Source organism: Nonomuraea typhae (assembly GCF_009760925.1).
GTDB lineage: Bacteria > Actinomycetota > Actinomycetes > Streptosporangiales > Streptosporangiaceae > Nonomuraea > Nonomuraea typhae.
In genome coordinates this window covers 1053793-1069924 of sequence record NZ_VRLV01000001.1, presented here as the reverse complement: position 1 = coordinate 1069924, position 16132 = coordinate 1053793, and the positions used below count along the sequence as shown (strand labels likewise).

The window sequence follows — 16132 nt, the reverse complement described above, 5'->3', positions numbered from 1 at the left end:
CGGGATATTCCGGCCTCACACCCCGAACGCGGTCAACGTGGCCAGGGTGGTGAGCAGGCCGGCGGCGGCGCCGGCGAGGACCTGGGCGGTCGTGTGGTGGGTGAGCCGGACGCGGGCCCAGCAGACCAGGGCCACCACGAGCGCCCCCGCCAGTGCCGTCGGGGCCGGAGGCAGGACGTGGGCCAGGACCACGACCGTGCCGGCGCACACGGCGGCGTGGAAGGAGATCTTCCAGCGCAGCGTGATGGGGACGGTCACGGCCAGGGCGGCGAGCATGGCGGTGACCGTGGCCGTGAGCAGGACCGGGGCGTCCAGCAGGATCAGCAGCACGAGCGCGGCCAGGACGGCGGCGACGGCGCTGATCAGCGGGCCGGTGCGGCGGGTCCGGTCCACGATGTGGTGGGAGTCGAGCCGCCCGGCGCGTACTCCTGAGGCGATGACCAGGGCGGGGACGCCGCCGCACAGGGCGGAGGCGAGCAGGCCCCAGGCGGCGCCGGTCCAGCCCTGGGCGAGGACGCCGACGAGCGGCGGCATCGCGATCACCAGCACCTGCGGCGCGAGCAGGTTGGTCACCTTTCGGGCGACAAGGTCGGCCGTCATGCCAGCGATCATGACATGGCGGCCGAATCGGTCATCCGCCGGGCCCGCGGCGTTTGGCGGTACATCCGGGAAGATTTACGCGGATGATATAAAGAGCCGTGGCCGAGATCTCCCTGCTGCAGGCGTTCGCCGAGGTCGGCTACCAGGTGGCGGGGGGTGGCGGGGCGCACGGCGCCATGACGGCCCTGCGGCGGGTGCTCCCGGTCGAGGGGTACGAGTTCGTCGCCTACGACCCGGCCACGGGCGGCCATCACAGCGTCGCCGCCGCCGGGCACGAGCGCATCGACCATGACGCCGCCGAGGAGTACGCCACGCTGGAGGCATACCGGCGGGCCATCGCCACCCGCAGCCCGGTCGTGATGCCGGAGCCGGGCACCCGCCGCTACTTCCGCCGCCACCTGGAGCCCTACGGCTGGCGCTGCGGCCTGACCGCGCCGCTGTTCCTGCCGGACGGCCGCTACACGGGCCTGCTGCACCTGGCCTACCGCCGGGAGCCGCCGCGCACGGCCCCGGCGCTGGTGTCGGCGGCCGCGCCCACGCTGGCCCACGTCACGGACCTGTCGCGCTGCGTGCTCACCCCGACCGCGCTGCCGCCGGGTTATCGCGCGGTCGCCTTCGACCGGGCCGGCGTACGGCGGGCCGTCCCGGGGGCCGAGCACTCCCCCGCCCTCTTCGGCGAGCCGGGGATGGCCGCCTTCGCCCGCGCGTTCATCGACTCGCGCGAGCTGAGCCGGCGCGGCCTGTGGCTGGACGCCTCCGGCCAGTGGCGGGACGTGCGGGTGGTCCGGGCGGGAGTGGGGTTCCAGGGGGGCCTTCAGGGCGCGGTGGTGGCCGAGCGGCCGTGCGCCCTGCCGTACGAGCTGACCGGGCGGGAGGTGGAGGTGCTGACCCGGGTGGCGGCGGGCGACTCCAACCCGCAGATCGCGGCGGCGCTGGTGCTGAGCGTGCGGACGGTCACCACGCACCTGGAGCACATCTTCACCAAGCTCGGCTGCGACAGCCGGACCCGGCTGACCACGAAGGCGCTGGCCGAGGGGTTGTGCCGATTAGACCTCTAGGACCCATCCGGCGGGGACGGTGACGAGCAGCAGCTCGAACCAGACGCGGTTGACGCCGTTGGAACGTTCGAAACCCCAGCGATGGCTGAGCGCCTCCAGCAGCGGCAGCCCGCGGCCGCCGGTGGCCAGGGCGCCGGAGTGGCAGGCGCACGGCGGCGCGTCGGAGCCGGCGTCCTCGACGCAGACGCGCACCAGCTCGCCGGTGGCCTGGACGGTGACGGAGAAGGTGCCGCCGGCGCCCGACTGGGTGTGCAGGACGGCGTTGGTGGCCAGTTCGCTGGTGAGCAGGACGGCCTCGTCGTGCAGGGGATGACCCCGGCCCACCGCGTCCGTCACGGCGTGACGGGCCCGGGCGACCTGGGCGGGCACGCCCGGCAGCACCACGTGGGCATGGGTATGAAAGTCCGGCGCTGCCATGGCAACCTCCCCGATTCCGGCATCGTCATGAGACGCGCCGCCCGGGGGTCGCAGACTATCGCGAAAAGGTAGGAATGCCCTTTCCCATGGTCGCCTGCGCGGGTGCTCCCGAAGACCAAGTACGCTGCGATCGACGAGTCCGCGGACGGAGGAGAGCACGGGTGAGCAGCCTCGAGGCCGTGTGGGTGCGCCCCTACGACCAGCCGGGAGCGGCGTACGTGACCGGTGTCTTCGACATCCTGCACGTCGGCCACGTCCGCTATCTCGAGGAGGTGGCGGCGCGCGGGCTGCCGCTGGTCATCGGCGTCGAGGACGACCCCCGGGTGCGTGCCTGGAAGGGCCCGACCCGCCCGGTCAACCCGGCGGCCGAGCGTGCCGAGGTGCTGGCCGCGCTGCGCTGCGTGAGCGGCGTGTTCATCGTGACCGGGCCGCCTGAGGCGCACGGCCCGGAGGACTACATCGACCTGATGGCGCCGATGCGCCCGGGCGCGCTGGCCCACACCGCCGGCGACCCGCACGCCGGCGGCCGGTGCGCGGCGGCGGCGCTGCTCGGTGCCGAGTGCTGGGAGCTCGAGGCCATCCCCGACCGCTCGACCACCCGAATCGTGAATGCGGCCCGCGGCGGCTGATGCTACGGTGAGCCGCATGCAGCGCGCCTTCGTCACGACGACGCCGGACACCGTCCCGGCGCGCTGATTCCTGCACTCCGGGCGAACGCCCGGAGACGCGCCGCGACGGTCGTTCGCCCCCTTTCCTGACAAGGGGAACCACGATGAACGACCATCGCAAGCTGGGCCGCGAGCTCGGCCTCTTCGGCACCGACCCGCTCATCGGCTCCGGCCTGCCGTACCTGCTCCCGGCCGGGGCGGCCATCCGCAAGGCCGTCGAGGACTACGTGCACGAGCTGGAACGCCGCAACGGCTACCAGCACGTCAACTCCCCCGTCCTCGGCAAACGCGAGCTGTACGAGCGCTCCGGCCACTGGGACCACTACGCCGAGGACATGTTCCCGCCGATGGAGGTCGGCGGCGAGCAGTTCGTGCTGCGGCCGAGCCTGTGCCCGCACCACGCGCTCATCTACCGCTCGCGCGGGCGCAGCCGCCGCGAGCTGCCGCTGCGCCTGGCCGAGCTGGGCGGGCAGTACCGCTCGGAGCTGTCGGGCGTGCTCGGCGGCCTCAACCGGGTGCGCGCCATCCACCTCAACGACGGCCACGTGTTCTGCCCGCCCGAGCAGGCCGCCGCCGAGGTCTCGGCCGCGCTCGACCTCATCGAGGCCGCCCACGCCCAGCTCGGCATCGAGGCCGCGCGGTACCGCCTGTCGCTGGGCGGCTCCTCGGGCAAGTTCGTCGACGATCCCGCCCTGTGGGCGCACGCGGAGGGCGTGCTGCGCGCGGTGCTGGCCGAGCGCGGGCGGCCCTATGACGAGGAGTACGGCGAGGCCGCCTTCTACGGCCCGAAGATCGACATCCAGATAGCCGACTCCGCGGGCCGCGAGTCCACCCTGTCCACCGTCCAGGTGGACCTCTACATGCCCGGCCGCTTCGAGCTGTCCTACGCCGGCGGCGGGCGCCCGGCCATGGTCCACCGCAGCGTCGTCGGCGGCGTCGAGCGGCTGCTGGGCCACCTCGTCGAGGTGCACGGCGGCGCGCTGCCCGCCTGGCTGGCGCCGGTGCAGGCGGTGGTGGTGCCGCTGTCGGAGGCCGAGCTGGCGGCCGGGCACGACCTGCTGCGCCGCTGCCTGGCCGCCGGGCTGCGGGCCGAGCTGGCCGGCCCCGGCCGGGGCAGCCTCGGGGCCAGGATCCGGGCGCATCGGCTGGTGCCGTACCAGCTGGTGGTGGGACCGCGGGAGGCGGCCTCCGGCGGGGCGGCGGTGCGGCTGCGCGACGGCGGGCAGGCGGGCGACGTGCCCGTCGCGGAACTGATGGCACGCGCGCGGCCGGTTTTCTGACCGGGGAATTGTCGGCGAGAAACCAATGAGATAACGGCCTCTTCCCACGGACCTAAACAGCCTCGTAAAGTCCCCCCGAAAGCCATGACGGGGAGGCCAGTGTTGACAGAAGTCAGTGGCGAGCGAACGGCCGAGCTCGTCTCGGCCGCCGAAGGGGAACGCCCCGCCCGCCAATTGTCCGGGCCCCTGCGGCTCATGGTGTGGACCGCCGGCGGGCTGCTGTCGGCGTACTCCGTCGTCGTGGTCTTTCAGCCGATCGAGCCGGTCCAGCACCGGATGACGTTCCTGGCGGTGGCGTTGCCCCTGGTCTTCCTGTGCTACCGCTCGGGGCTGGCCTCTTTCGTGCGGCGCCGGCGCGGGCAGGAGGCCCCTGAGCAGCGCGACGAGCGGCCGTCCGCGCTCGACTGGGTGCTGGCGGCGCTGGCGCTCGGGGTGCTGCTCTACCCGCTGCTCGACATGGACGCCTTCCGTGACCGGGGCTCGAGTTCGAGCCTGAACGCCTGGGACGTTCTGGGCGGCGTCGGGCTGACCGTGCTGCTTCTGGAGGCGGTGCGGCGGACGGTCGGCAGCGCCCTCAGCATCATTTGCGGAATTTTCCTGGTATACGCCTACTTCGGGAACTATTTGCCCATCAGCTGGCCGATCTCGCATCGTGGATTCGACCTCGACCAGATCGTCTCGCAGCTCTACACGGGCACGGAGGGATTCTTCGGCGTCCCGATGCAGGTGGCGGCCAGTTACATCGTTCTGTTCACCATCTACGGCGCCGTCCTCGACTACTCGGGCGCCAGCAAGTTCTTCATCGACCTCAGCTTCGCCGCCTTCCGAAACTCGCGGGCCGCCCCCGGCCGGACCGTCACCACCGCCGGGTTCCTGCTCGGCACCGTCTCCGGCTCCGGCACCGCCACCACCGTCAGCCTCGGCAGCGTGGCCTGGCCGGTGCTCAAGCGCGCCGGCTACCCCAGGGAGCCCGCGGGCGGCATCCTGGCCGCCAGCGGCATCGGCGCGATCCTGTCGCCGCCCACGCTCGGCGCGGCGGCCTTCATCATCGCCGAGCAGCTCCAGGTCGGCTACCTGCAGGTGCTGCTGTACGCGATCATCCCGACGCTGCTGTACTACCTGGGCATCTTCCTGGCCATCGAGATCGACTCGCGGCGCTTCGGCACGCACGCCGTGGACGTGAACGCGCCCAAGGCCGGCCGGCTCCTGCTGCGCTTCGGCTACCACTTCAGCTCGCTCATCCTCATCGTCGTGCTGATGGCGCTGGACCGCTCGGCCTTCCAGTCGGTGGTCATCGCCACCGCCGTCGCCTTCGCCCTGTCCTTCCTCGACCCCGAGCACCGCATGGGACCCAAGCGCATCGCCCAGGCGCTGGCCAAGGGCTCGCTGGACGTGCTGCCGGTCACCGCGGTCTGCGCGGCGGCGGGCATCATCGTCGGCGTCATCACCCAGACCGGGCTCGGGCTCAACCTCAGCTCGATCATCGTCGACGTGGCCGCCGGCAACCTCATCCTCACCACGCTCATGGCCGGGCTCGCGGTCATGCTGCTGGGCCTGGCCGTGCCGGTGACCGCCAGCTACATCATCGCCGCCGTCATCATCGCCCCCGCCCTCATGACCCTCGGCGTCACCCGGCCCGAGGCGTACATGTTCATCTTCTACTACGCGGTGCTGTCGGAGGTGAGCCCGCCCACGGCGCTGTCGGCCGTCGCGGCGGCGGCCATCACCGGCGGCAACAGCTACAAGACGATGATGATGACCTGGCGCTACACCCTCCCGGCGTTCCTCGTGCCGTTCGCCTTCGTGCTCACGCCCAACGGGCAGGCGCTGCTCGGGCAGGGGCCGATCGGGACGGTGCTGGCGCTGAGCGCGGTCTCGGCGGTGGCGGTCGCGGCGCTGGCGATGGCCACCGGAGGCTTCACCGGCGTGCCGGAGCGGGTGATCGCCGCCGTCGCCGGCGTGCTCCTGCTCTTCCTCGAACCCGTTCCGATCGTCGCAGGTTTCGCGGTGCTCGCAGTGGCGACAGCCGTACATGTCATCAGAAGAAGGAGAACACCCGCGTGAAACGAGTGCTCATCACCCTGGCGGCGGCTGTCGTGGCGCTGGCCACGGCCGTGGGCTGCGCCGGCGGCAACCGGCTGTCCATCGCGACCGGCGGCACCACCGGCGTCTACTACGTCTACGGCGGCGGCCTGGCCAAGCAGCTGTCGTCCGGCATCGCCAACACCCAGGCCACGGCCTCGGTCACCTCGGCGTCGGTGGACAACATCAAGCTGCTGGTCAGCGGCAAGGCCGACATCGGCTTCTCCCAGACCGACACGGCGGCCGACGCGGTCACCGGCACCGGCTCCTTCACCGAGAAGCAGCCGATCAAGGCGATCGCCCGCATCTACGACAACTACGCGCAGGTCGTCGTGGCGCCCGGCGTGACCGCCACCAAGATCTCCGACCTGAAGGGCAAGCGGGTCTCGCTCGGCCCGCCCAACTCCGGCACCCAGGTCATGGCCCGCCGCATGATGGAGGCGGCCGGGCTCAACCCCGATACCGACGTCAACAAGTCGCAGCTGTCGATCAACGACTCGGTGCAGGCGGTCAAGGACGACACCATCGACGCCTTCTTCTGGGTCGGCGGCGTGCCCACCGCGGGCATCGTGGACCTGGCCACGAGCAAGCCGGACATGAAGATCCTCGACACCAGCGACGTGCTGAGCGCCATGCAGACCAAGTTCGGCAAGCAGTACGTGACGCTGGACATCGATCTGGCCGGCTCCTACAAGCTCGAGGGCGCGATCAAGACCATGGCCGTGGGCAACGTGCTGCTGGTGCCGGACAAGATGGGCGAGCAGCTCGCCTACGACATCACCAAGACGCTGTTCGGGAAGAAGGCCGAGCTGGTCAAGGTGCACAGCGAGGCGAACAAGCTGGACCCGAAGCTCGGCCGGCAGGTCGAGCCGGTCGCGCTGCACCCGGGCGCGGCCCGCTGGTTCAAGGAGACGCAGGGCTGATCAGGCTCGCACTCTCGCTGCTCGCGGCGCTGGCGCTCGGCTCGGGCGCCGCCGCGGGCGGCCCGGCCGTGCACGGCCTGCCCCTGGGCGGGGGCGGCTTCGCCCTCGCCTACGTGCATTCGATGTACCGTGTGCCCGCCGCCGAGCTGTTCTCGGTGGAGGGCCGCCGCTTCACCATGCGCGCGGTGCTGTCGGAGAGCGCGGGCGTGCTCGACTACTACGCCCTCGACGGCGTCCGCTCGCGCACCCCCGAGGGCCTGTGGCTGCTGCGCCTGGCCACGCCGGTCGGCTACGACCGCCTGGACCTGATCGCCTCCGCCGTCGGGCGCCGCACGCTCGTCGCGGGCGGGCGCTGCCTGCCGCTCCATCCCGCCGCGGGATCGGCCGAGGTACGGCTGGCCGTGGGCGTCAGCCCGCCGGGGGCTCCGTCCGGCGACCCGTGCTACAACCAGTCCTTCTTCTTGAAGATCGTGTACAGGGCCACCGAGGCCCCCGCCACGGTCACCGACGACATCCAGAAGCCCCAGGGCTGGCCCTCGCCCGGGTAGGGCACGTTCTGCCCGTAGAACCCGGTGATCGCGGTGGGCACCGCGATGATGGCCGCCCAGCCGGTGAGCCGCTTCATGATCTCGTTGAGCCGGAAGCCCTGCTGGGCCAGGTGCGTCTCGCGCAGGTTGCTGATGAGCTCGCGCAGCGAGTCCACCCAGTCGGTGACGCGCAGCACGTGGTCGTAGACGTCCTGGTAGTACGGGCCCATCTCGGCGTTGACCACCTGGGTGTCGCGCCGCACCAGCGTGGAGACGACCTCGCGCATGGGCAGCGTGACCTTGCGGAAGCGGACCATGTTCTTGCGCAGCCGGAAGGTTCGGCGTTGCACTTCCCTGGTGCTGCCGCCGTCCCCGCCGAACAGCGCGTCCTCCAGCTCCTCGACCTGCCCGTCGAGCGTCTGGACGAGCTCGAACTGCCCGTCCACGACGTAGTCGAGCAGGCCGTGCAGCAGGAACGCGACGCCGTGCCGGGCCGTCTGGGTGCTGGCGTCCCATCGGGCGACCACCTCGTCGATGTCGAAGCGGTCGTTCTCCCGGACGGTCACCAGCGCGTTCTTGGTCACGAAGACGTTCATCTCCACCGGGTCGAGGTCGCCCGCCTCGTCCAGGTAGATGCCGTAGACCGTGATGAACAGGTGGGTGTCGTAGACGTCCAGCTTGGGGCGCTGGTGGTCGTTGAGCACGTCCTCCACGGCCAGCTCGTGCAGGCCGAGTTCCTCGCTGATCACGCCGAGTTCCTCGGGGGTGGGCGAGCACAGGTCGAACCAGACCACGCAGTCGTCGTCGCAGATGTAGTCGGAGACGTCGGCGATGGGGAAACCCTTCTTGACGACGGCTCCGTCTTTGTACAACCTCGTGCGCATTTACCGAATTATGGCGTATATCAGGTCACGGCCAGCCGCACCGCGTACTTCTCGTCCCGCCACAGCTCCTTCTCCAGCACCTCGGCGATGATCTGCGTGGCGTCCCAGACGTCCGTGAACCGCGTGTAGAGCGGGGCGAAGCCGAAGCGCAGGATGTCGGGGGCGCGGAAGTCGCCGTGCACGCCGCGGTCGATGAGGGCGCGCATCACCGGGTAGCCGTCGGGGTGGTAGAAGCTCACCTGGCTGCCGCGCCGCTCGGCCTCGCGCGGGGAGGCCAGCTCCAGCCGGTCGCCGACGAGGTCGATGAAGAGCGAGGTCAGTGCCATGCTCTTGGCGCGCACCCGGTCGAGGTCCACCCGGTCCCACATGTCCAGGGCGGCCTCCAGCGCGGCGAACGACAGCACGTGCGGGGTGCTGACCGTGAAGCGCCGGATGCCCTCGGCCGGGCGGTAGCCGGGCTCGAACGCGAACGGCTCGGCGTGGCTGTACCAGCCGGACAGGACGTTCTCGGCGGCCTCCTGGTGCCGCGGGCTGACCCAGAGGAAGGCGGGGGCGCCGGGGCCGCCGTTGAGGTACTTGTAGGTGCAGCCGACGGCCAGGTCGGCGGCCGAGACGTCCACGCGCAGGGCACCGACGCTGTGGCAGACGTCCCAGATCATCAGCGCGCCGGCCGCCTGCACGCGGGCGGTCATCCCGGGCACGTCGTAGCGGGCGCCGGTGCGGTAGTCCACCTCCGACAGCAGCACGGCCGCGGCGTCGTCGAAGCGGCCCTCGCTCACGTCGCGCAGCTCGGCCAGGCCCTCGATGACGTAGTTGTCGGTCGGGAAGTTGCGCCGGTCCACGACGATCACCCGGCGGCCGGGGCGCAGCCGCAGGGCGGCGCTGACCGCCTGGTAGACGGCGATCGAGGTGGTGTTGCCGGCCACGACCTCACCGGGTCCCGCGCCGATCAGCGGGGCCAGGCGGTCGCCGGTGGTCAGCGGCTGGGCGTACCAGCCCGACTCGTTCCAGCCGCCGACGAGATGGCGGCCCCACTCGTCCTCGACGGCCTGCCGTACTCTCTCCGCGGCCGTGCGGGGCGGGGCGCCCAGCGAGTTGCCGACCAGGTAGATCTCCTTGTCGGGGAGCACGAACTCAGCGCGGAACGCGCGAAGCGGGTCCTCTTGGTCCATGGCTTCGCAGGCCAGGCGGTCAACCACAGGGCAACTCCTCATAGACGGCACTTTGCAGCCTATGTTGGTATATGTCCCACTTCCGGGGATAGACCGGTCGCCCACAAGCGACACCGCCCTGTTTGTCCTACCGGCCAGGGCGCCCCCGCGCCTAGGAATGCGCCGCGTGGCGCGGGCGGTGGGCCTGCGGGGCCGGTTCGGCCTCCGTGGTACGGCGGGCCACGAGCGCGGCCAGGGCGGTGGTGATGGGGACGGCCGAGATGAGCCCCAGGGTGCCGACCACGCTGCGGACGATCTCCTGGGCGATGACCGGATTCGTCAGGACCTGGCCCAGCGGCTCGCGGCCCACGCTGATCAGCAGGAGCAGCGGGAGGGAGGCCCCGGCATAGGCCAGGATGATCGTGTTGATGACCGAGGCGATGTGCGCCCGGCCCACGCGCCCGCCCGCGCGGTACAGGCGGCGGAAGCCGTACGTCGGGTTGGCGTGGGCGAGTTCGCCGACGGTGACCGCCTGGGTGACGGTGACGTCGTCGAGCACGCCCAGCGAGCCGATGATGATGCTGGCCAGCAGCAGGCCCTGGGTGTCGATGTGGTAGCTCATGCCCAGGTTGAAGGCGGCCTCGTCGGTGATGCCGGCCAGGTGGGCCAGGTCGAGGGAGACGTAGGACAGGGCGCCGGTGATGACGAGGGCGGCGAGCGTGCCCAGGACGGCCATGGCGGTGGCCAGAGTGAAGCCGTGCGTGAGGAAGAGCACGGTCAGCATGATCGCCGAGGCGCCGGCGATGGCCACGAGCAGCGGCGGCTTGCCGTCCAGGATGCCGGGCAGCACGAACAGCAGCAGGATCGCGAACGTGATGCCCAGCCCGAACAGGGCCGACAGGCCCCGCCAGCGGCCGAAGGCGATCACCGCCAGGGCGAAGGCGAGGCCGAACAGCCACAGCGGGGTGGAGCGGTCGTGGTCGGACAGCCGGTACGGCGGGGCGTCGAGGGTGGGTTCCGGGGCGTACAGGACGATCACCGCGTCACCGGGGTGGAAGACCTGGGCGCCGGGGCCGCTGGGGAGCTGGAGCTTGGTCTCGGTGCCGGCGTTCGGGCCGCTGGTGAGCTTGACGACGGCCTCGCCGCAGGTGGCGGGGTCGGGCGGCGGGAGCCGGGGGCCGCCTTCGATCGGGGGTTCTTCCTGGCACGGGGTCAGGGTGACGGCCTGGACGGCGGCGGTGTAGCGGGCCAGGCCGCTGTCGGGCGCGGCGGGCGCCTTGGGCGGCGAGGGCCAGAGCCACACGAGCGCGGCGACGGTGGCGAGGGCCAGCGGGACCAGGACGGCGGCCGCGGCGAGCGCGGCACGTCGCGAGGTGGGCACGTGGGTGTGATTGGCGCCCATGGGCTCCTCGACCGGGGGTGGGTGAACGGGGTTTCGCCTGGAAGGGTACCGGTCGCGGCGGGCGGGTCAGGCGGAACCGAGCGTGACGACCACTTTGCCGAGCGTGTGCCCGCGGGCCACGTGGGCGACGGCGGCGGCGGCCTCCTCCAGCGGGTAGGTCGCGCTGACGAGCGGCCGCACCTGCCCGGAGGCGAGGTATCCGGCCAGTTCGTCCAGGTGGGCGGCGGTGGTGAAGACGAACAGGGCGTGCAGGCTCTGGCGGGTGAAGGGGTTGAGCAGCGCCGCCCGCAGTTGCCGGTGCATACCCCCGAGCCACGGGCCGCCCCGCTCGCTGCCGACGATCACGAGGGCGCCGCCCGGGGTGAGAAGGCGCCGCAGGCGGCGCAGCGGGCGGCCGCCGGCCGTGTCCACGACGAGGTCGTAGCGGCCGGTGACCTCCTCGCGGGTGTAGTCGACGACGTGGTCGGCGCCGAGCTCCCGCACGTGATCCGCCTTGCCGGGCCCGCACACGCCGGTCACGTGCGCGCCCCGCGCCCTGGCCAGTTGCACGGCGAAGCCGCCGACCCCGCCGCCCGCCCCGATGATCAGCGCCTTCTGCCCCGCGGCCACCCGGCCGCGCACCGCCATCAGCGCCGTGGCCCCCGACGTCGGCACGGCAGCGGCAGCCTCGAAGCCGATCCCGCCCGGCATCGGGGCCAGCTTGCCCGCCTGGGCCACCGCGTACTCGGCGAAGGCGGCGTCACAGGAGCCGAACACCGCCTCCCCCGGCCGGAACCGGGTGACGCCCGCGCCCACGGCCTCGACGGTCCCCGCCACGTCGGTGCCCCGCACCTGCTTCCTGGGCGCGCGCAGGCCGGTGGCCGGGCGCATGAGGTACGGCCGGCCGGTCATGAGGTGGATGACCCCGGTGTCCACCCCGGCGGCGCGGACCCGGACCAGCACCTCGCCTTCCCCGGGGGCCGGGATGGGCAGGTCGGTCAGGGCCAGCACGCCGGCCGGGCCGTACCTCTGGTGGGCGATGGCTTTCATGCCCCTCAATGTAAAACATCGCCGACATCATGTCTACTTTTCTTTACATGAGCCGCTCCAGGCGGCGGACGACCTCGTCGAGAGGGGCGCGGGTGTCGATCTCCAGAGAGGCGCTCTGCCGGAGCAGGGGCTCGATCTCGGCCAGGTCGTCCAGGATCGCCTGGCGCTCCCCGGGGCTCTTGCCATACGGGTTGCCGGTGCGCGCCTCGATCCGGGCCAGCATGACCTCGGCCGGGGCACTCAGCAGGACCACGTGGTCGAAGCGCGGATAGAACCGCACCTGATTGGACATGCAGCCCGCCACGAACACGCTCCCCTCCTCGTCCAGAAGGCCCGCGATCGCGTCCTCACGCCAGATCCACTCGTCGTCCACCCGGTGGGACCAATCGCCGTAGTCGGTGTCGACCGCGCGGTGACCGCGCTCGCCCAGCCTGCGCACGACGGACGACTTCCCGGTGCCGGACATGCCGGTGATCAATACTTTGGGCATAGCTTGAGTCTCCACCAAGGGGAGACGCGAAGGTTGAGGGCATGCGTTACACGATCGGCGACCTGGCCAGGAGGACCGGGCTATCGGTCAAGACCATCAGGTTCTACTCCGACGCCGGCATCGTGCCGCCGATCGGACGCACCGCCGCCGGCTACCGCCTGTACGACCCCGGCGCCGCCGCCCGCCTCGACCTCGTGCGCACGCTGCGCGACCTGGGCCTCGACCTGGCGACCATCCGCAAGGTCGTGGACCGGGAACTGCCGCTGCCCGAGGTCGCCGCCGCCCACGCCGAGGCGCTGGACGCGCAGGTGCGCGCCCTCCGGCTGCGGCGGGCGGTGCTCCGGGTGGTCGCACGGCGGGGATCCAGCCCCGAGGAGATGGACATCATGCACAAACTCGCCCGCCTGTCCGAGGACGAACGGCGCCGGCTCGTCGCCGACTTCCTCGACCACGCCCTGTCCCAGCCCGAACTCGCCTGCATCCGCAGCTCGCTCACCCCCGAACTGCCGGAGGATCCCACGGACGAGCAGGTCGAGGCGTGGGTCGAACTGGCCGAGCTGACCCGGGACCCGGACTTCCGCGCCGCCGTCCACCGCATGGGCGACCTGCATGTGGCCGGCCACTCCTACGGGGCGGCTCCGCCGTACCGTGACCTCGTCGCGGTCGTGCGTGAGCACGTACGGCCGGCGCTGGCGGCCGGGATCGGCCCGGACGCGCCCGAGGCGGCCGGGGTGGTGGCCGCGGTGCGGGCCGGGCACGAGCGCGTCGACACGGACCTGCTGGCCGCGGCGGCCGACCCGCGCTGGGCCCGCTACCTGCGGCTGCTGGCGATCGTCAACGGCTGGCCGCCTCCGGAGGACCAGCGGCCGGTGATCGACTGGCTCCTGCGGGCGCTGGGCTCGTAGTCGTCACGGCGAGTCGTCACGGTGGGAACGCCTGAGGCGCCGCACATGGGCGGTGATCCTCCGGACATGACGACGCCCCCGGCGTGGCAGGCGCCGGGGGCGTCGGATGGGCTGGTCAGCCCATGTGCGGATAACGATGGTCGGTCGGCGGGACGAAGGTCTCCTTGATCGTGCGGGCGTTCACCCAGCGGATCAGGTTGAAGATCGAGCCCGCCTTGTCGTTGGTGCCCGAGGCGCGGGCGCCGCCGAAGGGCTGCTGGCCGACGACGGCGCCGGTCGGCTTGTCGTTGACGTAGAAGTTGCCGGCGGCGAAACGCAGCTTGTCGGCGGCCGAGGCGATGGCGTAGCGGTCCTGGGCGATGATCGAGCCGGTCAGCGCGTACGGCGAGACCGACTCCATCTGCGTGAGCACGGAGTCGAAGTCGGCGTCGTCGTAGACGTGGACGCCGAGGATCGGGCCGAAGTACTCCTTGACGAAGATCTCGTCGGTGGGGTCCTCGGAGACCAGGACGGCCGGCTTGACGAAGTAGCCGGTCGCGTCGTCGTAGGAGCCGGTGAGGACCTCGATGTTCGCGGCGGCGCGGGCCCGGTCGATGGCCGCCTTGTGCTTGGCGAACGCGCGGTCGTCGATGACGGCGCCCATGAAGGTGGACAGGTCCGCGGCCACGTCGCCCACGGTCAGGGACTCGGCGGTGCCGACCAGGTCGTCCTTGATGCGGGTCCACAGGGAGCGCGGGACGTAGGTGCGCGAGGCGGCCGAGCACTTCTGGCCCTGGTACTCGAAGGCGCCGCGGACCAGCGCCGTCAGCAGGACGGCGGGGTCGGCCGAGGGGTGGGCCAGGACGAAGTCCTTGCCGCCGGTCTCGCCGACCAGGCGCGGGTAGCCGTGGTAACCGGTGATGTTCTCGCCGACGGTCTTCCACAGGTGCTGGAAGGTCGCGGTGGAGCCGGTGAAGTGGATGCCGGCCAGCGCCGGGTGGGTCAGGGCGACCTCGGAGACGGCGGCGCCGTTGCCGGTGACCAGGTTGATGACGCCCGGCGGCAGCCCCGCCTCCTCCAGGAGCTTCATGGTGAAGTGCGCGGCGAACTGCTGCGTGGGCGACGGCTTCCAGACGACGACATTACCCATCAAAGCGGCAGAAGTCGGCAAATTTCCGGCGATGGCGGTGAAGTTGAACGGCGTGATCGCCAGGACGAAGCCCTCCAGCGGGCGGTACTCCATCCGGTTCCAGACGCCCGGCGAGGAGATCGGCTGGTCGGCGTAGAGCTGCCGGGCGTAGGCCACGTTGAAACGCAGGAAGTCGATCAGCTCACAGGCCGCGTCGATCTCCGCCTGCTGCGCCGACTTCGACTGGCCGAGGATCGTGGCGGCGTTCAGCGTGGCCCGCCACGGCCCGGCCAGCAGGTCGGCGGCCTTGAGGAAGACCGCGGCCCGCTCGTCGAACGACAGCGCCCGCCAGGCGGGGGCGGCGCGCAGCGCGGCGTCGACCGCGTCCTGCACGTCCCGGGACGTAGCGTCGTTGGTACGTCCCAGGACCGAGGCGTGGTTGTGCGGCTGCACCACGTTGATCGGCGCGCCGCCGCCCATGCGGGACACGCCGTCGATGGTCATGGGCAGGTCGATGGAGCTGCCGGCCAGCTCCTTGACCCGGTTCTCCAGCGCCGTGCGCTCGGCGCTGCCCGGCGCGTAGCCGTACACCGGCTCGTTGGCCGGAGCGGGAACGTTGCTGATGGCGTCCATCTATTTGCCTCCAAGGGCGCGAAGGAAGAAGGCGACGTTGGCGGGGCGTTCGGCGAGGCGGCGCATGAAGTAGCCGTACCAGTCGTCGCCGTACGGCACGTAGACGCGGACCGTGTGGCCCGCTCCGGCCAGTGCCTCCTGCCGGTCGGTCCTGATTCCGTAGAGCATCTGGTACTCGTAGTCGCCGATCGCGCGGCCGAAGCGGTCGGCCAGCAGTTCGGTGATCGAGATCAGGCGGTCGTCGTGCGTCCCCACCATGGGGTACCCCTTCCCCGCCATGAGGATCCGCAGGCATCGCACGTACGCCTTGTCGACGTCGGCCTTGCCCTGGTGGGCGACGGAGGCGGGCTCGTTGTAGGCGCCCTTGACCAACCGGACGCGGCTGCCCTCGTGGGCCAGCTCGCGGCAGTCGTCCTCGCTGCGGTGCAGGTATGCCTGGATGGCGACGCCGGTCGACGGGTATTCCTCGCGCAGCTTGCGCAGGATGCTCAGCGTCGAGTCGACGGTGGTGTGGTCCTCCATGTCGAGCGTGACGTGGGAGCCGTTGGCCGCGGCGGCCGCGCAGATCTCCCGCGCGTGCTCCAGCGCCATGTCGTCGGAGAGTTCCTGGCCGACGGCCGACAGCTTGACCGAGACCTCGCCGCGCTCGCCCAGGTTCAGGGGGCGCAGGGTCTCCAGGAGGGTCACGTATGCCCGGGCGGTGGCCGCGGCGGCGGAGGCGTCGTGGGTCTCCTCGCCGAGATGGTCCACGGTGACGGTCAGTCCGCCGTCGACGAGCCGCTCGATGGCGGCACGGGCTTCGGCGGCGCTCTCACCGGCGACGAAGCGGTTCACCACCTTGCGGGTGAGCGGGAAGCCGGACACGGAGCGGCGCACCAGCTTGCTCCGTGACGTGGCGAGTAGGAGTTGACCGAGCATGTATCCAGCCTAAAACCGCTGTTCAGACGCCAGCCATCGACGCGCGTAACGCGGGAT

The 16132-nt window shown here is 71.6% G+C and carries 16 protein-coding genes; 7 read left to right on the top strand and 9 right to left on the bottom strand.

What is annotated here, in order from left to right; translation table 11 throughout:
- Positions 1-15: 15 nt before the first annotated feature.
- A complete protein-coding gene (locus FVE25_RS04980) occupies positions 16-600 on the bottom strand; it encodes a hypothetical protein (protein WP_157245152.1) in 585 nt (194 codons plus the stop codon).
- A 98-nt stretch (positions 601-698) separates the two neighbouring features.
- On the opposite strand from FVE25_RS04980, the gene FVE25_RS04975 reads away from it, so the two are divergent.
- Positions 699-1658, top strand: a complete 960-nt coding sequence (locus FVE25_RS04975; protein ID WP_157245151.1) for a helix-turn-helix transcriptional regulator — start codon at positions 699-701, stop codon at positions 1656-1658.
- On the opposite strand, the gene FVE25_RS04970 is transcribed toward FVE25_RS04975, so the two are convergent.
- Positions 1647-2075: an ATP-binding protein gene (locus tag FVE25_RS04970; protein WP_157245150.1), complete on the bottom strand. Its 429-nt coding sequence runs from the start codon at positions 2073-2075 to the stop codon at positions 1647-1649. The genes FVE25_RS04975 and FVE25_RS04970 overlap by 12 nt on opposite strands.
- Before the next feature lie 161 nt (positions 2076-2236).
- Between FVE25_RS04970 and FVE25_RS04965 the strand changes: the two genes are divergently transcribed.
- The 5 genes from FVE25_RS04965 to FVE25_RS04945 all read left to right on the top strand — a co-directional run bounded on the left by FVE25_RS04965 (position 2237) and on the right by FVE25_RS04945 (position 7576).
- Positions 2237-2704 (top strand): adenylyltransferase/cytidyltransferase family protein, encoded by a 468-nt coding sequence (locus FVE25_RS04965; protein ID WP_246266617.1) that lies wholly within the window; start codon positions 2237-2239, stop codon positions 2702-2704.
- A gap of 143 nt (positions 2705-2847) precedes the next feature.
- Positions 2848-4023 carry a threonine--tRNA ligase gene (gene thrS, locus FVE25_RS04960; protein ID WP_157245149.1) on the top strand — a complete coding sequence of 392 codons (1176 nt, stop codon included), beginning with the start codon at positions 2848-2850 and terminating at the stop codon, positions 4021-4023.
- A gap of 102 nt (positions 4024-4125) precedes the next feature.
- On the top strand, positions 4126-6087 hold the full coding sequence (locus FVE25_RS04955; RefSeq protein ID WP_219825301.1) for a TRAP transporter permease: 1962 nt from the start codon (positions 4126-4128) through the stop codon (positions 6085-6087).
- The gene (locus tag FVE25_RS04950; protein WP_157245147.1) at positions 6084-7028 is read left to right on the top strand and encodes a TAXI family TRAP transporter solute-binding subunit; all 945 of its coding nucleotides are present in this window, start codon (positions 6084-6086) and stop codon (positions 7026-7028) included. Before FVE25_RS04955 ends, FVE25_RS04950 begins: the two co-directional genes overlap by 4 nt.
- A gap of 68 nt (positions 7029-7096) precedes the next feature.
- A complete protein-coding gene (locus tag FVE25_RS04945; RefSeq protein ID WP_157245146.1) occupies positions 7097-7576 on the top strand; it encodes a DUF1850 domain-containing protein in 480 nt (159 codons plus the stop codon).
- Here FVE25_RS04945 and FVE25_RS04940 read toward each other — a convergent pair.
- The 5 genes from FVE25_RS04940 to FVE25_RS04920 form a co-directional block, all read right to left on the bottom strand.
- Positions 7471-8439, bottom strand: a complete 969-nt coding sequence (locus FVE25_RS04940) for a magnesium transporter CorA family protein (protein WP_157245145.1) — start codon at positions 8437-8439, stop codon at positions 7471-7473. The genes FVE25_RS04945 and FVE25_RS04940 overlap by 106 nt on opposite strands.
- Positions 8440-8459: 20 nt before the next feature.
- A complete protein-coding gene (gene kynU, locus FVE25_RS04935) occupies positions 8460-9653 on the bottom strand; it encodes a kynureninase (protein WP_157245144.1) in 1194 nt (397 codons plus the stop codon).
- Between the two features lie 109 nt (positions 9654-9762).
- On the bottom strand, positions 9763-10992 hold the full coding sequence (locus tag FVE25_RS04930; protein ID WP_157245143.1) for a YibE/F family protein: 1230 nt from the start codon (positions 10990-10992) through the stop codon (positions 9763-9765).
- Positions 10993-11058: 66 nt separating this feature from the next.
- Positions 11059-12021 (bottom strand): NAD(P)-dependent alcohol dehydrogenase, encoded by a 963-nt coding sequence (locus FVE25_RS04925; RefSeq protein WP_157245142.1) that lies wholly within the window; start codon positions 12019-12021, stop codon positions 11059-11061.
- A gap of 43 nt (positions 12022-12064) precedes the next feature.
- On the bottom strand, positions 12065-12511 hold the full coding sequence (locus FVE25_RS04920) for an AAA family ATPase (protein ID WP_157245141.1): 447 nt from the start codon (positions 12509-12511) through the stop codon (positions 12065-12067).
- A gap of 41 nt (positions 12512-12552) precedes the next feature.
- Between FVE25_RS04920 and FVE25_RS04915 the strand changes: the two genes are divergently transcribed.
- On the top strand, positions 12553-13416 hold the full coding sequence (locus FVE25_RS04915) for a MerR family transcriptional regulator (protein ID WP_157245140.1): 864 nt from the start codon (positions 12553-12555) through the stop codon (positions 13414-13416).
- Between the two features lie 115 nt (positions 13417-13531).
- Here FVE25_RS04915 and pruA read toward each other — a convergent pair whose 3' ends face one another.
- Positions 13532-15157, bottom strand: coding sequence for an L-glutamate gamma-semialdehyde dehydrogenase (gene pruA, locus FVE25_RS04910; protein WP_157245139.1), 1626 nt, complete (start codon positions 15155-15157; stop codon positions 13532-13534).
- A complete protein-coding gene (locus FVE25_RS04905) occupies positions 15158-16075 on the bottom strand; it encodes a proline dehydrogenase family protein (protein ID WP_157245138.1) in 918 nt (305 codons plus the stop codon). It lies immediately after the preceding gene.
- Between the last annotated feature and the right edge of the window lie 57 nt (positions 16076-16132).

What these genes read in the sequence shown, in the direction of transcription:
- FVE25_RS04980 (WP_157245152.1), bottom strand. Translation starts at nt 600, where the DNA reads ATGACGGCCGACCTTGTCGCCCGAAAGGTGACCAACCTGCTCGCGCCG.
- FVE25_RS04970 (WP_157245150.1), bottom strand. Translation starts at nt 2,075, where the DNA reads ATGGCAGCGCCGGACTTTCATACCCATGCCCACGTGGTGCTGCCGGGC.
- thrS (WP_157245149.1), top strand. Translation starts at nt 2,848, where the DNA reads ATGAACGACCATCGCAAGCTGGGCCGCGAGCTCGGCCTCTTCGGCACC.
- FVE25_RS04940 (WP_157245145.1), bottom strand. Translation starts at nt 8,439, where the DNA reads ATGCGCACGAGGTTGTACAAAGACGGAGCCGTCGTCAAGAAGGGTTTC.
- kynU (WP_157245144.1), bottom strand. Translation starts at nt 9,653, where the DNA reads ATGAGGAGTTGCCCTGTGGTTGACCGCCTGGCCTGCGAAGCCATGGAC.
- FVE25_RS04930 (WP_157245143.1), bottom strand. Translation starts at nt 10,992, where the DNA reads ATGGGCGCCAATCACACCCACGTGCCCACCTCGCGACGTGCCGCGCTC.
- FVE25_RS04925 (WP_157245142.1), bottom strand. Translation starts at nt 12,021, where the DNA reads ATGAAAGCCATCGCCCACCAGAGGTACGGCCCGGCCGGCGTGCTGGCC.
- FVE25_RS04920 (WP_157245141.1), bottom strand. Translation starts at nt 12,511, where the DNA reads ATGCCCAAAGTATTGATCACCGGCATGTCCGGCACCGGGAAGTCGTCC.
- FVE25_RS04915 (WP_157245140.1), top strand. Translation starts at nt 12,553, where the DNA reads ATGCGTTACACGATCGGCGACCTGGCCAGGAGGACCGGGCTATCGGTC.
- pruA (WP_157245139.1), bottom strand. Translation starts at nt 15,157, where the DNA reads ATGGACGCCATCAGCAACGTTCCCGCTCCGGCCAACGAGCCGGTGTAC.
- FVE25_RS04905 (WP_157245138.1), bottom strand. Translation starts at nt 16,075, where the DNA reads ATGCTCGGTCAACTCCTACTCGCCACGTCACGGAGCAAGCTGGTGCGC.